Source organism: Nonomuraea sp. NPDC051191 (assembly GCF_044455665.1).
Lineage (GTDB): Bacteria > Actinomycetota > Actinomycetes > Streptosporangiales > Streptosporangiaceae > Nonomuraea.
Genome location: NZ_JBITEZ010000011.1, coordinates 94734 through 110069 on the forward strand (window position 1 = coordinate 94734; position 15336 = coordinate 110069).

The 15336-nt window shown below is 69.8% G+C and carries 10 protein-coding genes; 5 read left to right on the forward strand and 5 right to left on the reverse strand.

From position 1 onward, the window contains the following. Positions 1-92: 92 nt before the first annotated feature. From ACIA8R_RS30420 to ACIA8R_RS30430, 3 genes are all read left to right on the forward strand, one after another. Positions 93-659 (forward strand): RNA polymerase sigma factor, encoded by a 567-nt coding sequence (locus ACIA8R_RS30420; protein WP_397041544.1) that lies wholly within the window; start codon positions 93-95, stop codon positions 657-659. Then, positions 656-1600: a CU044_5270 family protein gene (locus ACIA8R_RS30425; protein WP_397041545.1), complete on the forward strand. Its 945-nt coding sequence runs from the start codon at positions 656-658 to the stop codon at positions 1598-1600. The genes ACIA8R_RS30420 and ACIA8R_RS30425 overlap by 4 nt, the downstream gene beginning before the upstream one ends. Positions 1601-1882: 282 nt before the next feature. After that, on the forward strand, positions 1883-6967 hold the full coding sequence (locus ACIA8R_RS30430; protein ID WP_397041546.1) for a fibronectin type III domain-containing protein: 5085 nt from the start codon (positions 1883-1885) through the stop codon (positions 6965-6967). Positions 6968-7119: 152 nt separating this feature from the next. Here ACIA8R_RS30430 and ACIA8R_RS30435 read toward each other — a convergent pair whose 3' ends face one another. Then, complete coding sequence (locus tag ACIA8R_RS30435) at positions 7120-8037, reverse strand: NmrA/HSCARG family protein (RefSeq protein WP_397041547.1); 918 nt, start codon at positions 8035-8037, stop codon at positions 7120-7122. 84 nt (positions 8038-8121) lie between these two features. On the opposite strand from ACIA8R_RS30435, the gene ACIA8R_RS30440 reads away from it, so the two are divergent. After that, the gene (locus ACIA8R_RS30440; protein ID WP_397041548.1) at positions 8122-8712 is read left to right on the forward strand and encodes a TetR/AcrR family transcriptional regulator; all 591 of its coding nucleotides are present in this window, start codon (positions 8122-8124) and stop codon (positions 8710-8712) included. A gap of 88 nt (positions 8713-8800) precedes the next feature. Here ACIA8R_RS30440 and ACIA8R_RS30445 read toward each other — a convergent pair whose 3' ends face one another. The 3 genes from ACIA8R_RS30445 to ACIA8R_RS30455 all read right to left on the reverse strand — a co-directional run bounded on the left by ACIA8R_RS30445 (position 8801) and on the right by ACIA8R_RS30455 (position 12479). Further along, entirely contained in the window at positions 8801-9478 is a 678-nt protein-coding gene (locus ACIA8R_RS30445) for a DUF6461 domain-containing protein (protein WP_397041549.1), read from the reverse strand. 88 nt (positions 9479-9566) lie between these two features. Next, the gene (locus ACIA8R_RS30450) at positions 9567-10118 is read right to left on the reverse strand and encodes an EF-hand domain-containing protein (RefSeq protein WP_397041550.1); all 552 of its coding nucleotides are present in this window, start codon (positions 10116-10118) and stop codon (positions 9567-9569) included. 48 nt (positions 10119-10166) lie between these two features. Continuing rightward, complete coding sequence (locus tag ACIA8R_RS30455; protein WP_364093277.1) at positions 10167-12479, reverse strand: molybdopterin-dependent oxidoreductase; 2313 nt, start codon at positions 12477-12479, stop codon at positions 10167-10169. Between the two features lie 214 nt (positions 12480-12693). Here ACIA8R_RS30455 and ACIA8R_RS30460 point away from each other — a divergent pair, with 214 nt between their 5' ends. After that, positions 12694-14250, forward strand: a complete 1557-nt coding sequence (locus ACIA8R_RS30460; protein WP_397041551.1) for an OmpA family protein — start codon at positions 12694-12696, stop codon at positions 14248-14250. 119 nt (positions 14251-14369) lie between these two features. Here ACIA8R_RS30460 and ACIA8R_RS30465 read toward each other — a convergent pair whose 3' ends face one another. After that, positions 14370-15251, reverse strand: a complete 882-nt coding sequence (locus tag ACIA8R_RS30465; RefSeq protein WP_397041730.1) for a LysR family transcriptional regulator — start codon at positions 15249-15251, stop codon at positions 14370-14372. Positions 15252-15336 lie beyond the last annotated feature (85 nt).

Consider the following 15336-nt stretch of genomic DNA (forward strand, 5'->3'; position numbering starts at 1 on the left):
CTGTGATGTCCATCACTCTTCCCCCCAAGGCGAGAACCCTGCCACGAACTCCGGGAGACAGCAGGGTGACCGACCGACCCTAAGGAGGGCCGTTGACCATTGAGACGGCCGAGCTCGACGACGCCGAACTGATCAGACGATCCGTCGGCGAACCCGAACAGTTCGCCACACTGTTCGACCGATACGCCCGCCAGATCCACCTGTACGCCGCACGGCGCATCGGCACCCAAGCCGCCGACGACATCGTGGCCGAGACCTTCCTGGCCGCCTTCCGGCGACGCGACTCGTACGACACCTCGCACCCCCTGGCACGCCCCTGGCTGTACGGCATCGCCACCACCCTCGTCGCCAGACACCGGCGACAAGAAGAGCGAATGCTGCGCGCACTCGCACGCACCGGCGTCGATCCCCTGCCCGAACCCATCGCCGACGCCGTCGTACGCCGAGTCGCCGCACGGGACAAAGAACGCGAACTCGCGGGAGCCCTGGCATCGCTGTCACGCGGCGACCGCGACGTGCTGCTCCTGGTGGCATGGGAGGGCCTCACCTACGAGGAAGTGGCCCGCGCACTCGACATCCCACCAGGAACCGTGCGGTCACGACTGCACCGAGCCAGAAAAAAGGCACGCACCGCACTGGGAGACGAGGAGCAGCAATGAGCACGATCAAAGACTTCCGACGAAACACCCCGCCGATGACGGCACAGACAGAACGCACCGCCCGAGCCCGCCTACTGGCCGCGACCCGTGCACCCGAACCTCACCATGAACCCCGACGCACCCCACGACTCGGCCGACGACTGGTCCTCGCAGGCACACTGGCCGTCGCAATCGGCGCCGGCGTGATGGTGACCAACGACCACCCCCGCGTGACACCAGTGGCGAGCGTACGCGAACTGGGCGAACGAGCCGCTCAAGCCGCCTACGACGACCGCGGACAAACACCCAACCCCGGCCAATGGCTGTACATCAAAGAACTCCAGGCCCCGCAATCCGCGAACGGCGGCTACGGCGTCGACCTGTCCAGACGCGAAGTACGCGAAGAATGGAACAGCGTGGACGGCCTGCAGACCGCGTCCCTGTTCCCCAACGGCAAGCTGCTGGTACAAGGCAACCACCCAGGACTGAGCGCCGACGAACTGGCCCGCCAACCAGTCACCCCCGAAGGGCTACTCACGAAAATCCGCCAGAAACTAGCGGACATGCACATGACATGGACGGGACCCGACTCACCACCATCAATGGACGAACGGCTCTTCCAGGCCATCTACCAGATCATGGGCACCCAGGCACTACCACCGGAAGTACGCGCGGCGCTGTTCCGCGGGCTCACCACCATCCCCGGAGTGACCGTCAACCAGGACGCCGTCGACGCCGACGGCAGGCACGGGGTCGCGTTCAGCTACACCGGCGGATGGACCCGCTACGACCTCATCCTGGATCCCGTCGACTTCCGCTTTCTCGGCACCTACGGAGTAACCGTGCAGGACCGGACGACGGACTACACCGACGGCCCCAACTACGAGGTCAAGGCCGGCACGCCGCTCACCCTGACAGCCCTCTTGGAGACCAAGGTGGTGAACGGCCCCGGCCAGAAATGAGCGCACATCGCAGCCCCTTGCACCGCCGATTGTCGAGGGGTACGGGCGTAGCCCGTTTGTTGTTGGGGGAAGGTGAAAAATCAACCGCCCACCGCCTTTACAATGTAGATTTTTAATGGGGCGGGTCAACCTCCGGGGTGCTGTCGCCGGTTCATGGGCCGGCGGAGGCTACCGCGGGAAGTGGACGACAGTTCGTACCTGGGGTTGACGACCGCGGCTCCCCCGCCCGTCTAGCATCCGGCTCTGGTGATCGCGTTCACGCCTCTCGGAGGGACACGTGTGATGGGCCGGTGGCTGGTACGAATCGTCCTGGCGGTGCTCCTGACCGTCGCGCCGCTCACGGGTCTCACGGGGCTCGCCGCCCAGGCGGCGGCCGGCGGATCAGTGGCGGGAGCGGCCGCGGCGGCTGATCCGCCTGGTCCGGGCAGGTATTTCGGGACGCGGGTGCGCGTGGCGAGCAACGTGGCCATCGCCGCCGGCGCCACCCTCACCGTGACGGTCGCCGGGGTCGGCGGCGTGCCTGCGAGCGGCGTGTCCGCGGTCGCGCTCAACGTGGCGGCCAAGGGCGCGACGGCCCTCGGCGCGGTGCACGTCTTCCCCGCCGACCTGGCCGCCGACCCGAACGCCACCGGCGCGCGCTACCGTTCGGGCGTCTGGGAGGACGAGCTCCTCATCGTCAAGACCAGCCCGGACGGCAAGCTCAAGCTCAGGAACACCGGCGCGGGAGCCGTCAACGTCTACGCCGACGTGCACGGCTACTTCCTGGCCCAGGCGGGCACGGCCGGAGCCGGATACGTCCCGGTCGACACCGCCCGCGTCATCGCCAACCAGAGCGTCGCGGCCAACGCCACCGCGTCCTTCCCGGTGACGGGCCTGGGCGGGATCCCGGCCGGGGCCGCGTACGTGGCCTTCAACCTGGTGATCAAGAGCACCGGCAGCGGCAAGACGATCGTCTACCCGTCGGGCACCACGGCGCCGACCGGGTCGAACATGGACTACCGGCCGTCGGCGTTCATGTCCAACCTCGTCATCGTCGCCCCCGGCGCGGACGGCAAGATCACGATCAGCAACCAGGGCGCGGCGGCCCTCACGGTGTACGCCGACGTGACCGGCTACTTCGCCGCGGGCACGGGCGCGGCGATGCTGCCGCTGACCCCCGCGCGCCTGGCCAATTCGGTCAGCGTGGCCGCCGGGGCGACCTACACCGTGACCCCGGTCGGCGCCGCCGGCATCCCGGCCGCCGGGGTGAGCGGCGTCGCCGCCCAGGTCACCGCCAAAAGCACGGTGGCCGGGCTGCTGCGGATCCACCCCTCCGGTCAGAGCTCGGTGCCCGGCGGCGGTTCGGTGGCCTTCCAGGCCAACGACGAGTGGGCCGACGCCGTGCCCGTCCGGCTCGGCCAGGACGGCAAGTTCGTGGTGAAGAACACCGGCACGGCGGCGATCACCCTGTCGGTGGACGTGTTCGGCTACTTCCTGACCAGGCCCCAGGCGCCGGTCACGGTCACCGCCACGCCCGGTGACGGCTCGGCCGCCGTCGCCTGGAAACAACCGGCGGGCGGCGCGGCGGTGACGTCGTACACGGTGACCGCCCTGCCCGGCGGGGCGACCGCGACGGTCGCGGGCGGCCAGCTCAAGGCCACGGTGACGGGCCTGGACAACGACACCGAGTACGCCTTCCGCGTCACGGCGACCGGCGCGGCGGGCGCGGGCCCCGACTCGGCCTCGTCGGCGCCCGTGACGCCGCACGTCCCGAAGGAACCGGGGCGGCCGTTCGTCTCCGCGGCCCGGCCGCGCGACGGCGCGGCACTGGTCACCTGGACGCCGCCGGACAGCGGCGCCGAGACCGTCACGAAATACCTGGTCAAGACCGAACCCGGAGGCGCCGTCACCGAAGTCCCGGGCGACGCGAACGAGACGATCGTCACCGGGCTCACCAACGGCACGGCGTACACCTTCACCGTCTCGGCCGTGAACGCCGCCGGCACCGGCCGGCCGTCGTGGCCCTCGACCGCGGTGACGCCCGCGCCGGCCGAGCCGCCGTTCGCGCCGCCGAACCTCACCGCCGTCCCGCGCGCCGGGCAGATCGTCGTGAGCTGGGCCGCGCCTCCCGACGGCGGATCCCCGATCACCGGCTACACGGTGACGGCCGATCCGGGCGGCGCGACCGTCGAGGCCGGGGCCGACGCGACCACGGCCACGCTGAGCGACCTGACCAACGGCACGGCGTACACGGTGTCCGTCGTGGCCCGCAACAAGGCGGGCGCGGGCGAGCCGGGCAAGGCCGACCCGGTCACGCCCGCCGCGACCGTGCCGCCGGCGGCCCCGGCCGGCGTGCGGGCGGGCGTCACGGCGGACGGGGCGGTGACGGTCGAGTGGGACGCGCCGGCCGACCCCGGCAGCGCCGCGATCACCGGCTACAAGGTCACCGCCGCGCCGGGCGGCGCGACCGCCACGGTGACGGCCACCACGGCCGTGATCAGCGGGCTCGCCACGACGACCCCGTACACCTTCACCGTGGTGGCGACCAGCGCGGCGGGCACCGGGCCCGCAAGCCCGGCGACCGAGCCGGTCACGCCGAAGCTCACGGTGCGCTCGCAGCCGGTCGCGTTGTCGGCGGCGGCGATCGCCGCGATGACCGGCCTGCACGCCGACGGCACGCTCACCTTCGAGAACCCGCCCGCCCAGGTCACGGCCCTGCAGCCGGGCACCCTGGTGACGCTGCCGCCGTCGGCGTCGGCGCCCAACGGGCTGCTCGGCCGGGTGCTGCGGACGTACTGGCGCGACGGGCTGTTCGTGGTCATGACGAAGGACGCGTCGCTGGCCGAGGCGTACGACGCGGCCGACTTCGCGATGGAGGGCGGCATCGACGGCGGCGCCTCCTTCGTCCCGTCGATGGCGGGCGTGAAGGCGAGGGCGGCGGGCGGCCCGTCGGTGGGCTGGCGCAAGGACCGGCTGGTCCTGGAGCTGGGCTTCAGCTACGACGCGGGCGGCCACAACGTCTCGAAGGTGGAGGGATGGGTGGAGCTGTACCCGCGCTACAAACTGTCCGGCTCCACCGGTGACGTCAAGTTCACCCAAACCCTGAAGATCGCCTCCGAGCTGCGGGTCAAGCAGGGCATCAGCAAGGACGTCCTGGACAAGAGGTTCGTCCTCGGCCATGCCAACGGCCCCTGCAAGATCATCAAGATCGGGTACGTCATCGTGCCCGTCTGCCTGCGCTTCGAGGCCGCCATCACGATCAAGAGCACGATCTCGGTCGGGCTCACGTACTCCGTCCACTACGAGAAGGTCTTCGGCGTCACCTGCAAGTCCTCCCGCTCGGCCGCCTCGTGCGACCCCGTCAACACCGGCACCGGGCTGAGCTGGGCGAAGGACGTCGGCGTCTACGAAGACCTCGAAGCCACCATCGCCTTCCCCTTCGACGTGCAGTTCCTGTTCTTCCGGCTGACCGGGCCCGCCGTGGTCATCACCCCGTACGTGCAGCTCAAGGCCGACACGACGCAGGACCCCTGCTGGGAGATCCGCGGCGGAGCCGCGCTCGGCATCGCCTACAGCGTCACGCCGCTCAACAAGGATCTCGTGCGCTACAGCAACGACACGCTCCTCCCGCTGTTCTGGTGGACCATCGCGATGGGCGGGCCGTTCCGGGGGTTCACCGTCAACCCGTCGATGGCGCGCGCCGCCCCCAACCAGAACGTCTCCTTCTCCCTGTCCCCCGCCCCGGGCTCGACGGTGCAGTGGAGTGTGCCCGAAGGGCCGGGCAGCGTCGACTCCTCCGGCACCTACGTCTCCGCCCAGGAGGGCGAGGCCGTCGTGGACGCCTACGCGCCGCCCCAAGGCTCCGACCCGCCGCGCCGGGGCAGGGCGGCCGTCATCGTCGGAACCCGGTACGGCACGCCCAGCACCCCCACGCTGAACGGCTGGACCCACCCCGGGGTCAAGGACATCTCGGTGAGCTGGCAGCCGCCCGCCAACCCCGGCGGCAGTCCGATCACCGACTACGTCATCACCGCCACCCCGACCGACAAGGCGACCCCCTTCCTCAACGCCCTGTTCACCAGGACGGTCTACGCCCCCGGCGACGCCACCCACCAGCTCATCCAGGACCTCGTCCCGGGCACCCCGTACGTCGTCACCGTGGCCGCGCGCAACAGCTCGGCCGGGATCGGCCCGTTCGCCCAGCCCATGACGGTGACGCCGGTCGACCTGGTCTTCGGGCCGCCCTCGCGCGGCGGCTACGACCTGGCCGTGGCCAGCTACACCTCCCCCGACCGGCCCGGCGTGCTGTTCCGGGGGCTGCCCGACACCACCGGTGACGCCGGCAGGCTCGGCGGCACCGCCTCCGGCGACCTGCGCTACGTCTTCTTCGTCACCCAGGCCCGCAGCAACCTCGCCCCCGCCGAGGTGCGCAAACCGGCCGACTACTCCCTCTACCACTTACGCAAGGACACCAGAACCGGCCAGATCGACGTCGTCTCACGCGGCCTCGACGGTCGTACGCCGATCGCGGGCTCGTGGGCCGGCAACTACCGCGTCAGCAACGACGGCAACGTCATCGCCTTCGCCTACGCCGAGGGCAAGGTGCTGGTGCACAACATCAGCGCGGGAACCACCTGGGCCGCTGACGACGGCGCGCGGCTCGTGGACGTCAGCGACGACGGCCGGACCGTCCTGTACTACAAGTCCATCCCGGGCCACGCCTTCGAGTACAACCTGTGGCGGCAGGTCCAGGGCTCGGCGCCGGTGCAACTCGACGCGGGCTGCACCACCGGCGCCGACGCCGAGGTGTGCGTGTCCCACTTCGGCAGCATGTCGGGCGACGGGAACAAGGTCGTCTTCGACACCTGGGACTCCGAGCACTGGTACCGCTCGTGGCTGTCCGTCGGAGGGGGAACGCCGACGCAGCTGTTCCCCGCCGACGGCGTCGTGCTCGACCCCGTCATCTCCCGCGACGGCAGCACCCTGGCCGTGGAGTACACGCCCATCCCCAGCGGCCAGGAGGGCCTGGCGGTCGTGCCGATCACCGCCGCGCACGTCACGACGGCCAACATCGTGGTCCCGCACGACTCCACGAAGCAGCTCTCCGGCAACTCCCTCGCCCTCAGCCCGAACGGGAAATGGCTCGCCTTCCAGTGGTTCGACGGCGCGGGCGTGCCCTCCTCGCTGCGCGTCGCGAACGTCGGCCAGAAGGACGTCTACTCGGCGGCCCAGACAGCGCAGAGCACCCCCAAGACCGCCATGGTCACGGACGGCGGCGTGCTCGTCTACACCCTCGGCGAGCTCAGCCTGTCCTTCGGCATCCCCGGCGTGTACGCCGAATGGGTCGTCCCGTCCATCTTCCGCTGGCCTCCGGGCATCTACCCCTGACCGGCGACCCCGGAGGGGCCTCAGGATATTCCCGGGGCCCCTCCCCCACGCAACACGCCCAGGACGGCGCACCGCCCGCTCAGGTGCGGGGGGATGTTCACGAGTTCCGGGCGCAGCGAGCCGCCGCACCGGTTCCTGGCGGATCGGACGGGTCAGCCTTCGAGGAGTGTGGCGATGGCTTCGGCGCCGCCTTGGTCCAGCCAGCTCGGGAAGTCCAGCAGGTCCGGGTGGCGGTGGCGTAGGGCGGGGATGTCGGCGCGCCATAGTCCGCGTTGGGCGGTAAAGGCCCGAGTGGCGTCCTTGCTCAGGTTCAGCTCCTCGCCGTCGACCTGCTGGTAGGTGATCTGGCGCCCGAGATGCCGGCTGATCAGGCGCACGGTGGCCTCGGGGGTCACTTCGTCGCCCGCCAGCTCCAGGGCCTGGCCGAGATAGGCAGTGGGGTCGGCGAAGGCGAGGGCGGCAAAGGCGCCGATGTCGCTCACGGCGACGAGTTGCACGGGCACATCGGGGGCGAACAGGTGGCGCAGGACTCCGTCGGCGGAGATGCCGCCCAGCGCAAGCCCGGGGATGGTGTGGTTCTCCATGAAGCGCACCGGTCGCAGGATGGTGGCCGGCAGTCCGAGAGCGGCGATGTGCTGCTCGATGGCCCACTTGCTCTCCCAGTAGGAGATGCCGGTGCCTCGCTCGGCACCGCCGACGGAGGCGAAGACCAGGTGGGCGACGCCGGCCGCAGCCGCACTATCCGCCAGGTGACGGCCGCGCCGGATCTCGCGTTCGCTGTCCGGGTCGTCGGGGGTGACGGCGAAGACGCCGTAGGCGTCGGCCATGGCCGCCTTGAGACTGCCGGGATCGTCCAGGTCACCCATCAACAGTTCGGCGCCCGTTGCGGCCAGTTCGCGGGCGGCCGTGGCGCCGGGATCCCGGACCAGAACGCGGACCGGCCAGCCGTCGGCCAGCAGGCGTGCGGCGGTGGCTCCGCCCTGTCGGCCTGTGGCGCCGGTGACCAGGACAGGCTTGCCGGCCCTGCTCGCGGCGGTGGTGGAGAGCGGATGCTCCACGGGTGTGGTCATGTGAGGGACCTCCGGAAAGGGTAAAGTTGAGACTGTCCCGAGAAAATATCGAGACAGTCTCAACTTTGCAAGCGAGGGTTACTCATGAACGCCGACACACCGCCACCCCGCCGTCGCATGCGGGCCGACGCACACCGCAACTACGAGCGGCTGCTGACCGAGGCGGCGGCCGCGTTCGCCGAGCACGGCGCGGACTTCTCCCTGGAGGCGATCGCGCGCCGGGCCGGGGTGGCCAACGGCACGCTCTACGGCCACTTCCCCACCCGCCGGGCCCTGCTGGAGGCGCTGATGGGTGATCGGATGCAGGCCCTGGCCGCGACCGGCGCCGAACTGCTCACCGCGCGCTCCCCCTTCGACGGCCTGGCCACCTGGGCCCGGGCGGCAATGGTGCACACGACGATCTACCGAGGGCTCGGCGCCACGCTCATGCAGGCCGTCGAGGATGAAACCTCCGAACTGCACGCGGCGTGCACAGCGGTGCTCGCCGCCGGAGAGGCGTTGCTGGCCCGGGCGCGGACGGCCGGTGAAGTACGGCCGGATGTCACCGCCCCGGACCTGTACGCGCTGGTCAACGCGGCGGCATGGGCGGGCGAGCAGACCTCCCCACCCCAGGGAGAGCGGCTGCTGACCTTCGGACTGGAGGGATTCCGGGCCTCGGCCCCCGATCGCGAGTGATCGCGATCGGGGGCCGACACGCCCCACGGGACGCCGACTCGCGACAGTTGAACAGGCGAGAGACCAGTCTGCCGAAGGGGATGCCGTATCAGGGTGTCTCGCGCTCCAGGTCTTCCTGCGGCAGGTCGGCGATCGCGCCCACCAGGAGCGGTCCGTTCAGCAGGTCGGCGGTGAACGTCACACCGGTGAGACGGGCCGCCATCGCGAACATGCGCCCGAGGCCGTGTTCGGACAGGTCGTCGTACCGCTGCTCCCACTCCTCGTCCGAGCACTCTTCCAGGGGCAGGCCGAACTCGCGCATGAGGTCGGCGAGCCGGTTCGGGTCGGAACCGGAGCGATGCTCGGGAGTGATCGGGTCGAAGGCGGTGATGACGATGCCGTCAGCGGCGTAGCGGAAGTCGTCGCAGGCGTAGTCGTGTCGCAGAACGGACACCACCTCGGTGCCGGCCGACAGCCGCGACAGCGTACGGTCGTCCGTGCCCGACCAGCCGTACGGCTCCACCACCGCGCACCCGTCGCCGCTCGCGACCACTCCGACGTAACCACCTCCCTCGCCGCCGCCGGTCACCATCGTGAAGTCGGAGACTGCGTCATCCAGCTCGGCGAAGCTCATCTCCGTGCTGGTGCGGGCGCCGAACCGGCGTAGCACCTCGGCCGGGTCGAGCCCGCGCAGCAAGGTCACGCAGCAGATCTCGCCGAGCAGGTCGCCCTCATCGCCGTACGGCGGCTGCAGCCACCGGAACGGCGTCAGCTCATCGATCGTCATGTCGCGATCTTGGCAGGCCCCACCGACATGGTCGGGCCCACTTCACGATTCCGCGCGCACCTGCCGTTCCGGGCCGCGTCCTGGGCCGTCAGCCGGTGACCCTGCCGAACAGGTGGTTGGCGGGAGCGTCCGGGTCGTCGCCGTAGAAGAACTCCGTGACCGCCTGATGGAACTCGGCGCGGTCCAGCACACCCGAGCCGTCCTGGTCCAGAGCGGCGAAGACCGCGGCGCAGTCGTCACCGGGAACGCCGCCGACCGAGTCGAACATCTCCTGGAACTCCGCCTGGTCGATCTTGCCGTCTCCATTGAGGTCGGCGAGGTCGAAGAAGCAGTCGGTCACCGGCTCGATCTGTGCCGGGTACAGGGCGGGGTCGGTCAGGACCCGGCTGAACCCTTCGGTCATCTCCCCCAGATCGACCTTCCCGTCACCGTCGTGGTCCATCGGAGCGATCACGTTCGCCCAGAAGCCGTCCATCCTCTCGGTGAGCAGGCGGGCGGTCTCGGAGTCCGACGCGGCGCCGCGGGCGGCGATGTAACGCTCGCTCATCAGTCGGACGTCCCGCTGGGTGATGAACCCGTCGCCGTCGACGTCGGCGCCCCTGAACCACTGGCCGTACTTGAGGTTTTGAAGTGCAGTCACGATTACGCAAAGTATTCCCTCGGTTACGTGAACGCAAGGGGAAGATGTCTACCCATCGAAGTGTGGTGGGGTGAAGGCGAGCACATCGGGATGAGGGCCGTCGTAGAGCTCGACGTCGACCAGCGCGCTGAGAGCGCTCGGTCCTTGGGACAGGCTTGAGCACGGCCGATCCGCCGTGAGCACATTGGGGTTGCCGTGGCGGTCCAATGTGCCGCTCAGGCCCGGCTGCACCGGATCCCACCACGCTCCGGTGGACAGTTGCACGACGCCTGGCATGACGTCGTCCGACAGTATCGCGCCCGCCAGACAGCTACCTCGGTCGTTGTGGACGCGTACGATCATGCCGGTCTCGATGCCGCGCGCCGCGGCATCCGACGGATTGATCGTCACGGGCTCACGGCCATGGATCTTTGAACTGAGGCTGTGGCCACCGTTGTCGTACTGGCTGTGCAGGCGCGAGGCGGGCTGATTCGAGATCAGATGCAGCGGGAATCGGCCCGACAGATCGGCACCGAGCCACTCCACCGGTTCGAACCACATCGGATGCCCGGCACAGTCGTCGTAGCCGAATGAGTCGATCTCCTCGGAGAAGATCTCGATCCGGCCCGACGGCGTCGGCAGGGGGAAACGCTGCGGATCCGCGCGGAGCGCCTCGAAGCTGCCGGGAAACGGTCCGGTCAACGCCGGCAGCTCGGCGGTGGAGCTGCGCCAGAAGTCGTCGAAGCCCGGCAAGGCGGCATCGTCGCCGAGTTCGGCCCTCGTCTGCTCGTACAGATGCCGGACCCATTCGATCTCGGAGCGCGACTGCGTGAACTCCTGCTCGTATCCGAGCCGGGAGGCCAAGGCGGCGAAGATGTGATGGTCGGTGCGTGACTCCCCCGCCGGCTCGCGGACCTTCGGCATCGCGACGAGGTGGGGGTCGGAGAATCCGGCGGCGAAGTCGTCGCGCTCCAAACTGGTGGCGACAGGCAGGACGATGTCCGCGAACTTGGCCGTGGTGTTCCACCAGGCTTCGTGAACCACCACCGTGTCAGGGGTCTGCCAGGCCCGGGCCAGCCGATGGAGATCCTGGTGGTGATGGAACGGGTTCCCCCCGCACCAGTAGATCAGGCGAAGCTCCGGCAACGTGAGACGCCGGCCGTCGTAGCCGATGGTCCTCCCCGGATGCAGCAGCGTGTCGGCGATCCTCGCGACAGGGATGAAGTCCGGGACAGGATTGGAAACTCCAGGTAACTTCGCCACGGAGGGGCGGCCTCTGGCGACACCTGTCGCGTCCATCGTCGCGTAACCCGCTCCCCAGCCACAGCCAGGCCGACCCATCGACCCGGTCATGGCGGCCAGCACGACAGACATCCACATCGGCTGTTCGCCGTGGTCCGCCCGCTGCACCGCGTAGTTGACCATGATGAGGGAACGTCGCTCGGTCAGGCGGCGAGCGAGGTCGACGATCGTCTCGGGACTGATGCCCGTGATCCTCGCTGCCCAGGCGGCATCCTTGGGGACGCCATCGAGATCACCGGCCACGTAGGAGGCGAAGCGGTCGAACCCGACGCAGCATCGGCGCAGGAAGTCCTCATCGTGCCACCCGTTGACCAGCATCGTGTGGGCGATGCCGAGCATCGCGGCGGTGTCGGTGTTGGGGACGACGGGCAGCCACTCGGCGTCGAGGAAGCCGGCGACGTCGCTGCGGATGGGGCTGACGTTCACGAACCGCACCCCGGCCGCACGGCACCGTCGCTGCAGGTTCAGCGTCTGGTGCCTGGCCAGCCCGCCGGGGTTGATCTGGCTGTTCTTGAGGGCCAGCCCGCCGAACGCCACCACGAGCTCACAGTTGTCGGCTATCTCGTCCCACATCGGCATCCGCGACTGGTAGCTCCACGGATGCCCGCCGATCACATGGGGAAGGATCACCTCCAACGCCGCGGTGCTGTAGGTGTTGCGGGAGTCGGTGAACCCCCCGCCCAGCGCCAGGAACCGCTGGAGCTGGCTCTGCGCGTTGTGGAACACGCCCGCGCTCGCCCAGCCGTAGGACCCGCCGAACACCGCGCTGTCCCCGTGTTGTGAACGCACTCGACGGAGTTCGTCGCTCACCAGCGTGATCGCGTCGTCCCAGCTCACCTCCACGAAGGCGTCCGTGCCTCTGGCCGCGTCGTGGATGCGCGGCTCGCCGTCGAGCCAGCCCTTGCGCACCGCGGGGCGCAGCACGCGAGCGCCGTCGTCGGCGGCCGTCACCATTCCGGGGCCGATGGGTGACGGCACGGGGTCGTCGCCCCTCGGCTCAATACGTACCAACCGCCCGGAGTCGACCACCGCGATGAAACTACCCCAGTGCGTCGCAACCGACATGCGTCGTTCCACCATGCATCAACTCCATCCCTGAAGTTCCCCTGCTCATGACCAGCGGTTGCTTACGTCGCAGGGGCCTCCACTCCAGTCGACGGCCCGCAGGACGGAGATTTCCCCCATGCTCCGCCGCTCAATCCCGTCAGTGCGCACCGGCTCCTTCGGCGTCCTCCGCCCGTCCACGATCTCCTTGACTGACCACCTTTGATTCGGTCATGGCACAATGCCCGCCATGCGTATCCGGATCATGGCCCTGACCGCCGTCGCCTTAACGGCCGCCGGATGTGGTCAGCTACCCCCCGCGCCCCCGGTGAGCGAGACCACCGCGCCGCCTCCCGCGCCTTCGACCAGCGCTCCTTCGCCCTCCGCGAGCGGGGACGCGACGTCCGGCGACGGGGACACCCGGCCCGCGCTGGCCACCGTCCAGGGCACCGTCGAGTCGAACTACAAGGCCGAACTCGTCGGGCTCAACCGCGTCGGCGGCAAGCACCTGGTCGTGCAGCTGCGCCTGTCCACCAGCACCGACAAGCCGCTGCACTGGCAGGCGCCGCTCGCCGACCCGATGCGGCCGCTCAAGTGGCGCTGGCCCTCCGGCATCGCAGTGCTCGACGCCCCGGCCCACCGATGGCTCATGCCGTACAAACCCGCCGACGGCGAATGCCTGTGCAGCGACACCGACCGCGACGACCTCAAAGCGATCATCGACCCCGGCGAGTCGCTGACGGTCTACGCCGTGCTGCCCGCGCCATCCGGCAACCCCGCGACCACGACGATCGTCACACCGATCGGCCCGCCGATGGTCGACGTCCCGATCAGCGACGACCCGCCCGTGCCGCCACCCGGCCGGCAACTGCCCGACGCCGACGCCTCCCAGGTCGAGACCGTCAGCCACCTCATCGAGACGCCGTCGCAGTCGCTCGACCGTACCGAGGAGACGACCGACGACGGCGCCGACCTCAAGGTCAGCCTCTCCTCCGACGTGCTGTTCGCGCTGAACAAGGCGACGCTCACGCCGCGCGCCCGCACGGTGCTGGCCAAGACGGCCAAGCTCATCGACACGTCCGCGGACACGACGATCGAGGTCGACGGCCACGCCGACTCCTCCGGCACCAACGCCATCAACGAACCGCTGTCCCGCCGCCGCGCGGAGGCGGTGCGCCAGGCCCTCATGCCGCTGATCACGCGCGACCAGGTGACGTTCAGGGCCCACGGATACGGCTCCCGCCGCCCGCTGTACAGCAACAGCTCCGACGAGGGACGGCGCCGCAACCGCCGGGTGACGATCACGTTCGCCAAGCCCGCACCGGCTGAAGCGCCGGCCGCCGGCACCACCACGTCCCCGCTGCCTGAGGGCGAAGGGACGAAGGCGACCGTGCGCGCGAAGGGGGTGCCGTTCGACCTGCAGGTGACGGCCTTCCGCCGGATGCCCGGAGACCTGGGCCTGCTCCGCTACTCGATCACCAACCGGGGTGACGGCAAGGCGTGGTACCACGACCTCAACTGGGCCGACGACTGGAACGCCTTCAAGTACCACGCGGCGACGAACATCCAGGTGACCGACCCCGCCGCGCGCCGCCTGTACCGCCCGGCCCGCGTGATCGTGGCCAAGGGGGAGGAACCGGGCACGTACTGCGCGTGCACGAACACCTCCGGGGTGGCGTTGTCGGCGATGAACTTCGAGCCCGGCGAGACGAAGGAGTTCTGGTCGCTGTACGCCCTGCCCGCCCAGGCTGACGCACTGACCGTCAAGGTGGCCACCTGGCGCGCCCTGCAGGTGCCCCTGTCCTGAGCCCGCACCTCGTTGCAGGCTCCGGCCCTCGGGTCCCTGTGGGCCACAGCTGGCTCGAACCGCGATACCGGCCCATGCCGGATACTCGACAACCCGCAGAAACGTCGGATCCGGGGGTGCTACTCCGTCGGTTGCCGGGCGTCATCTGCTGCGCGGGCGAAGGCGCGGATGAGTGGCGTCTCGCTCGCCGTACGCCAGGCGAAGGCCCACCGGCACGGCGGGGCGTCACGGATCGGCACGAAGGCGAGGCTGGGCCAGGGGTAGAAGGTCGCGGCCTCGGCGGTGACCCCGGCGGTGGCCTGGCCCGAGGCGACGGCGCTGAGGGTCTCCTGCCAGGTGGTGACCTTGTGTCCACGGCGGACGGGGCGGCCGGAAGGGGTGTGGTACGGGTTGAAGATCTCCTCCATGCAGGAAGGGATCGACTGGCCCTCGACCACGATGCAGTCGCCGAGGTCCTCCAGGCAGATGGAGTCCCGTCCCATGTAGGGGTGGTCGGCGGAGACCATCAACACCACCTCGGAGGCGTACGAGGTCGGTCTGACGGTCAGATCGGGCTCGCGGATCGGCAACCACACGTGCGCCACGTCCACCTCGCCCGACTTCAGCAGGTCCAGAGGGGAGGCAGGCTGGATCTCGCGGTGCTGGAGCCGGGCGTTCGGGTGCCGGTCGAGGAACAGGTCGAGAACGTTCTTGATCTGCGTGGAGAGCGGGCCGAGTGTGCCGAGGGTCAGTGTGCCCGCGGTGCCGTCGGCGGTGGCCTGAGCGGTCGCGATCCCTTGCACGATCTGCCGGTGGCCACTCTTGAGCGCCTGGTACAGCTGCTCACCGAGCGGGGACAGGCGGACCGCTCGGGTGGTGCGGTCGAACAGGGGCGCGCCGATGCGCCGCTCCTGCTTCTTGATCGATTGGCTGACGCGGGCGGGGCTGATCCCCAGCCGCTCGGCCGTACGGCTGAAGTGCAGCTCCTCGGCCAGCGTCAGGAAGATCTCGATCTCTCGCATCTCCACGGGCGGGCCTCCGCATTCTTCATTTCAGGGTTAAAGGACGTTATCGGATTCGTCGTAGATGCGAGGCGGGCAGGTGGGG

Bases quoted from the DNA above. Each gene is read 5' to 3' on its own strand.
- ACIA8R_RS30435 (WP_397041547.1), bottom strand. From the start codon at position 8,037: ATGACCACACCCGTGGAGCATCCGCTCTCCACCACCGCCGCGAGCAGG.
- ACIA8R_RS30425 (WP_397041545.1), top strand. From the start codon at position 656: ATGAGCACGATCAAAGACTTCCGACGAAACACCCCGCCGATGACGGCA.
- ACIA8R_RS30440 (WP_397041548.1), top strand. From the start codon at position 8,122: ATGAACGCCGACACACCGCCACCCCGCCGTCGCATGCGGGCCGACGCA.
- ACIA8R_RS30460 (WP_397041551.1), top strand. From the start codon at position 12,694: ATGCGTATCCGGATCATGGCCCTGACCGCCGTCGCCTTAACGGCCGCC.
- ACIA8R_RS30465 (WP_397041730.1), bottom strand. From the start codon at position 15,251: ATGCGAGAGATCGAGATCTTCCTGACGCTGGCCGAGGAGCTGCACTTC.
- ACIA8R_RS30445 (WP_397041549.1), bottom strand. From the start codon at position 9,478: ATGACGATCGATGAGCTGACGCCGTTCCGGTGGCTGCAGCCGCCGTAC.
- ACIA8R_RS30430 (WP_397041546.1), top strand. From the start codon at position 1,883: ATGGGCCGGTGGCTGGTACGAATCGTCCTGGCGGTGCTCCTGACCGTC.
- ACIA8R_RS30455 (WP_364093277.1), bottom strand. From the start codon at position 12,479: ATGGTGGAACGACGCATGTCGGTTGCGACGCACTGGGGTAGTTTCATC.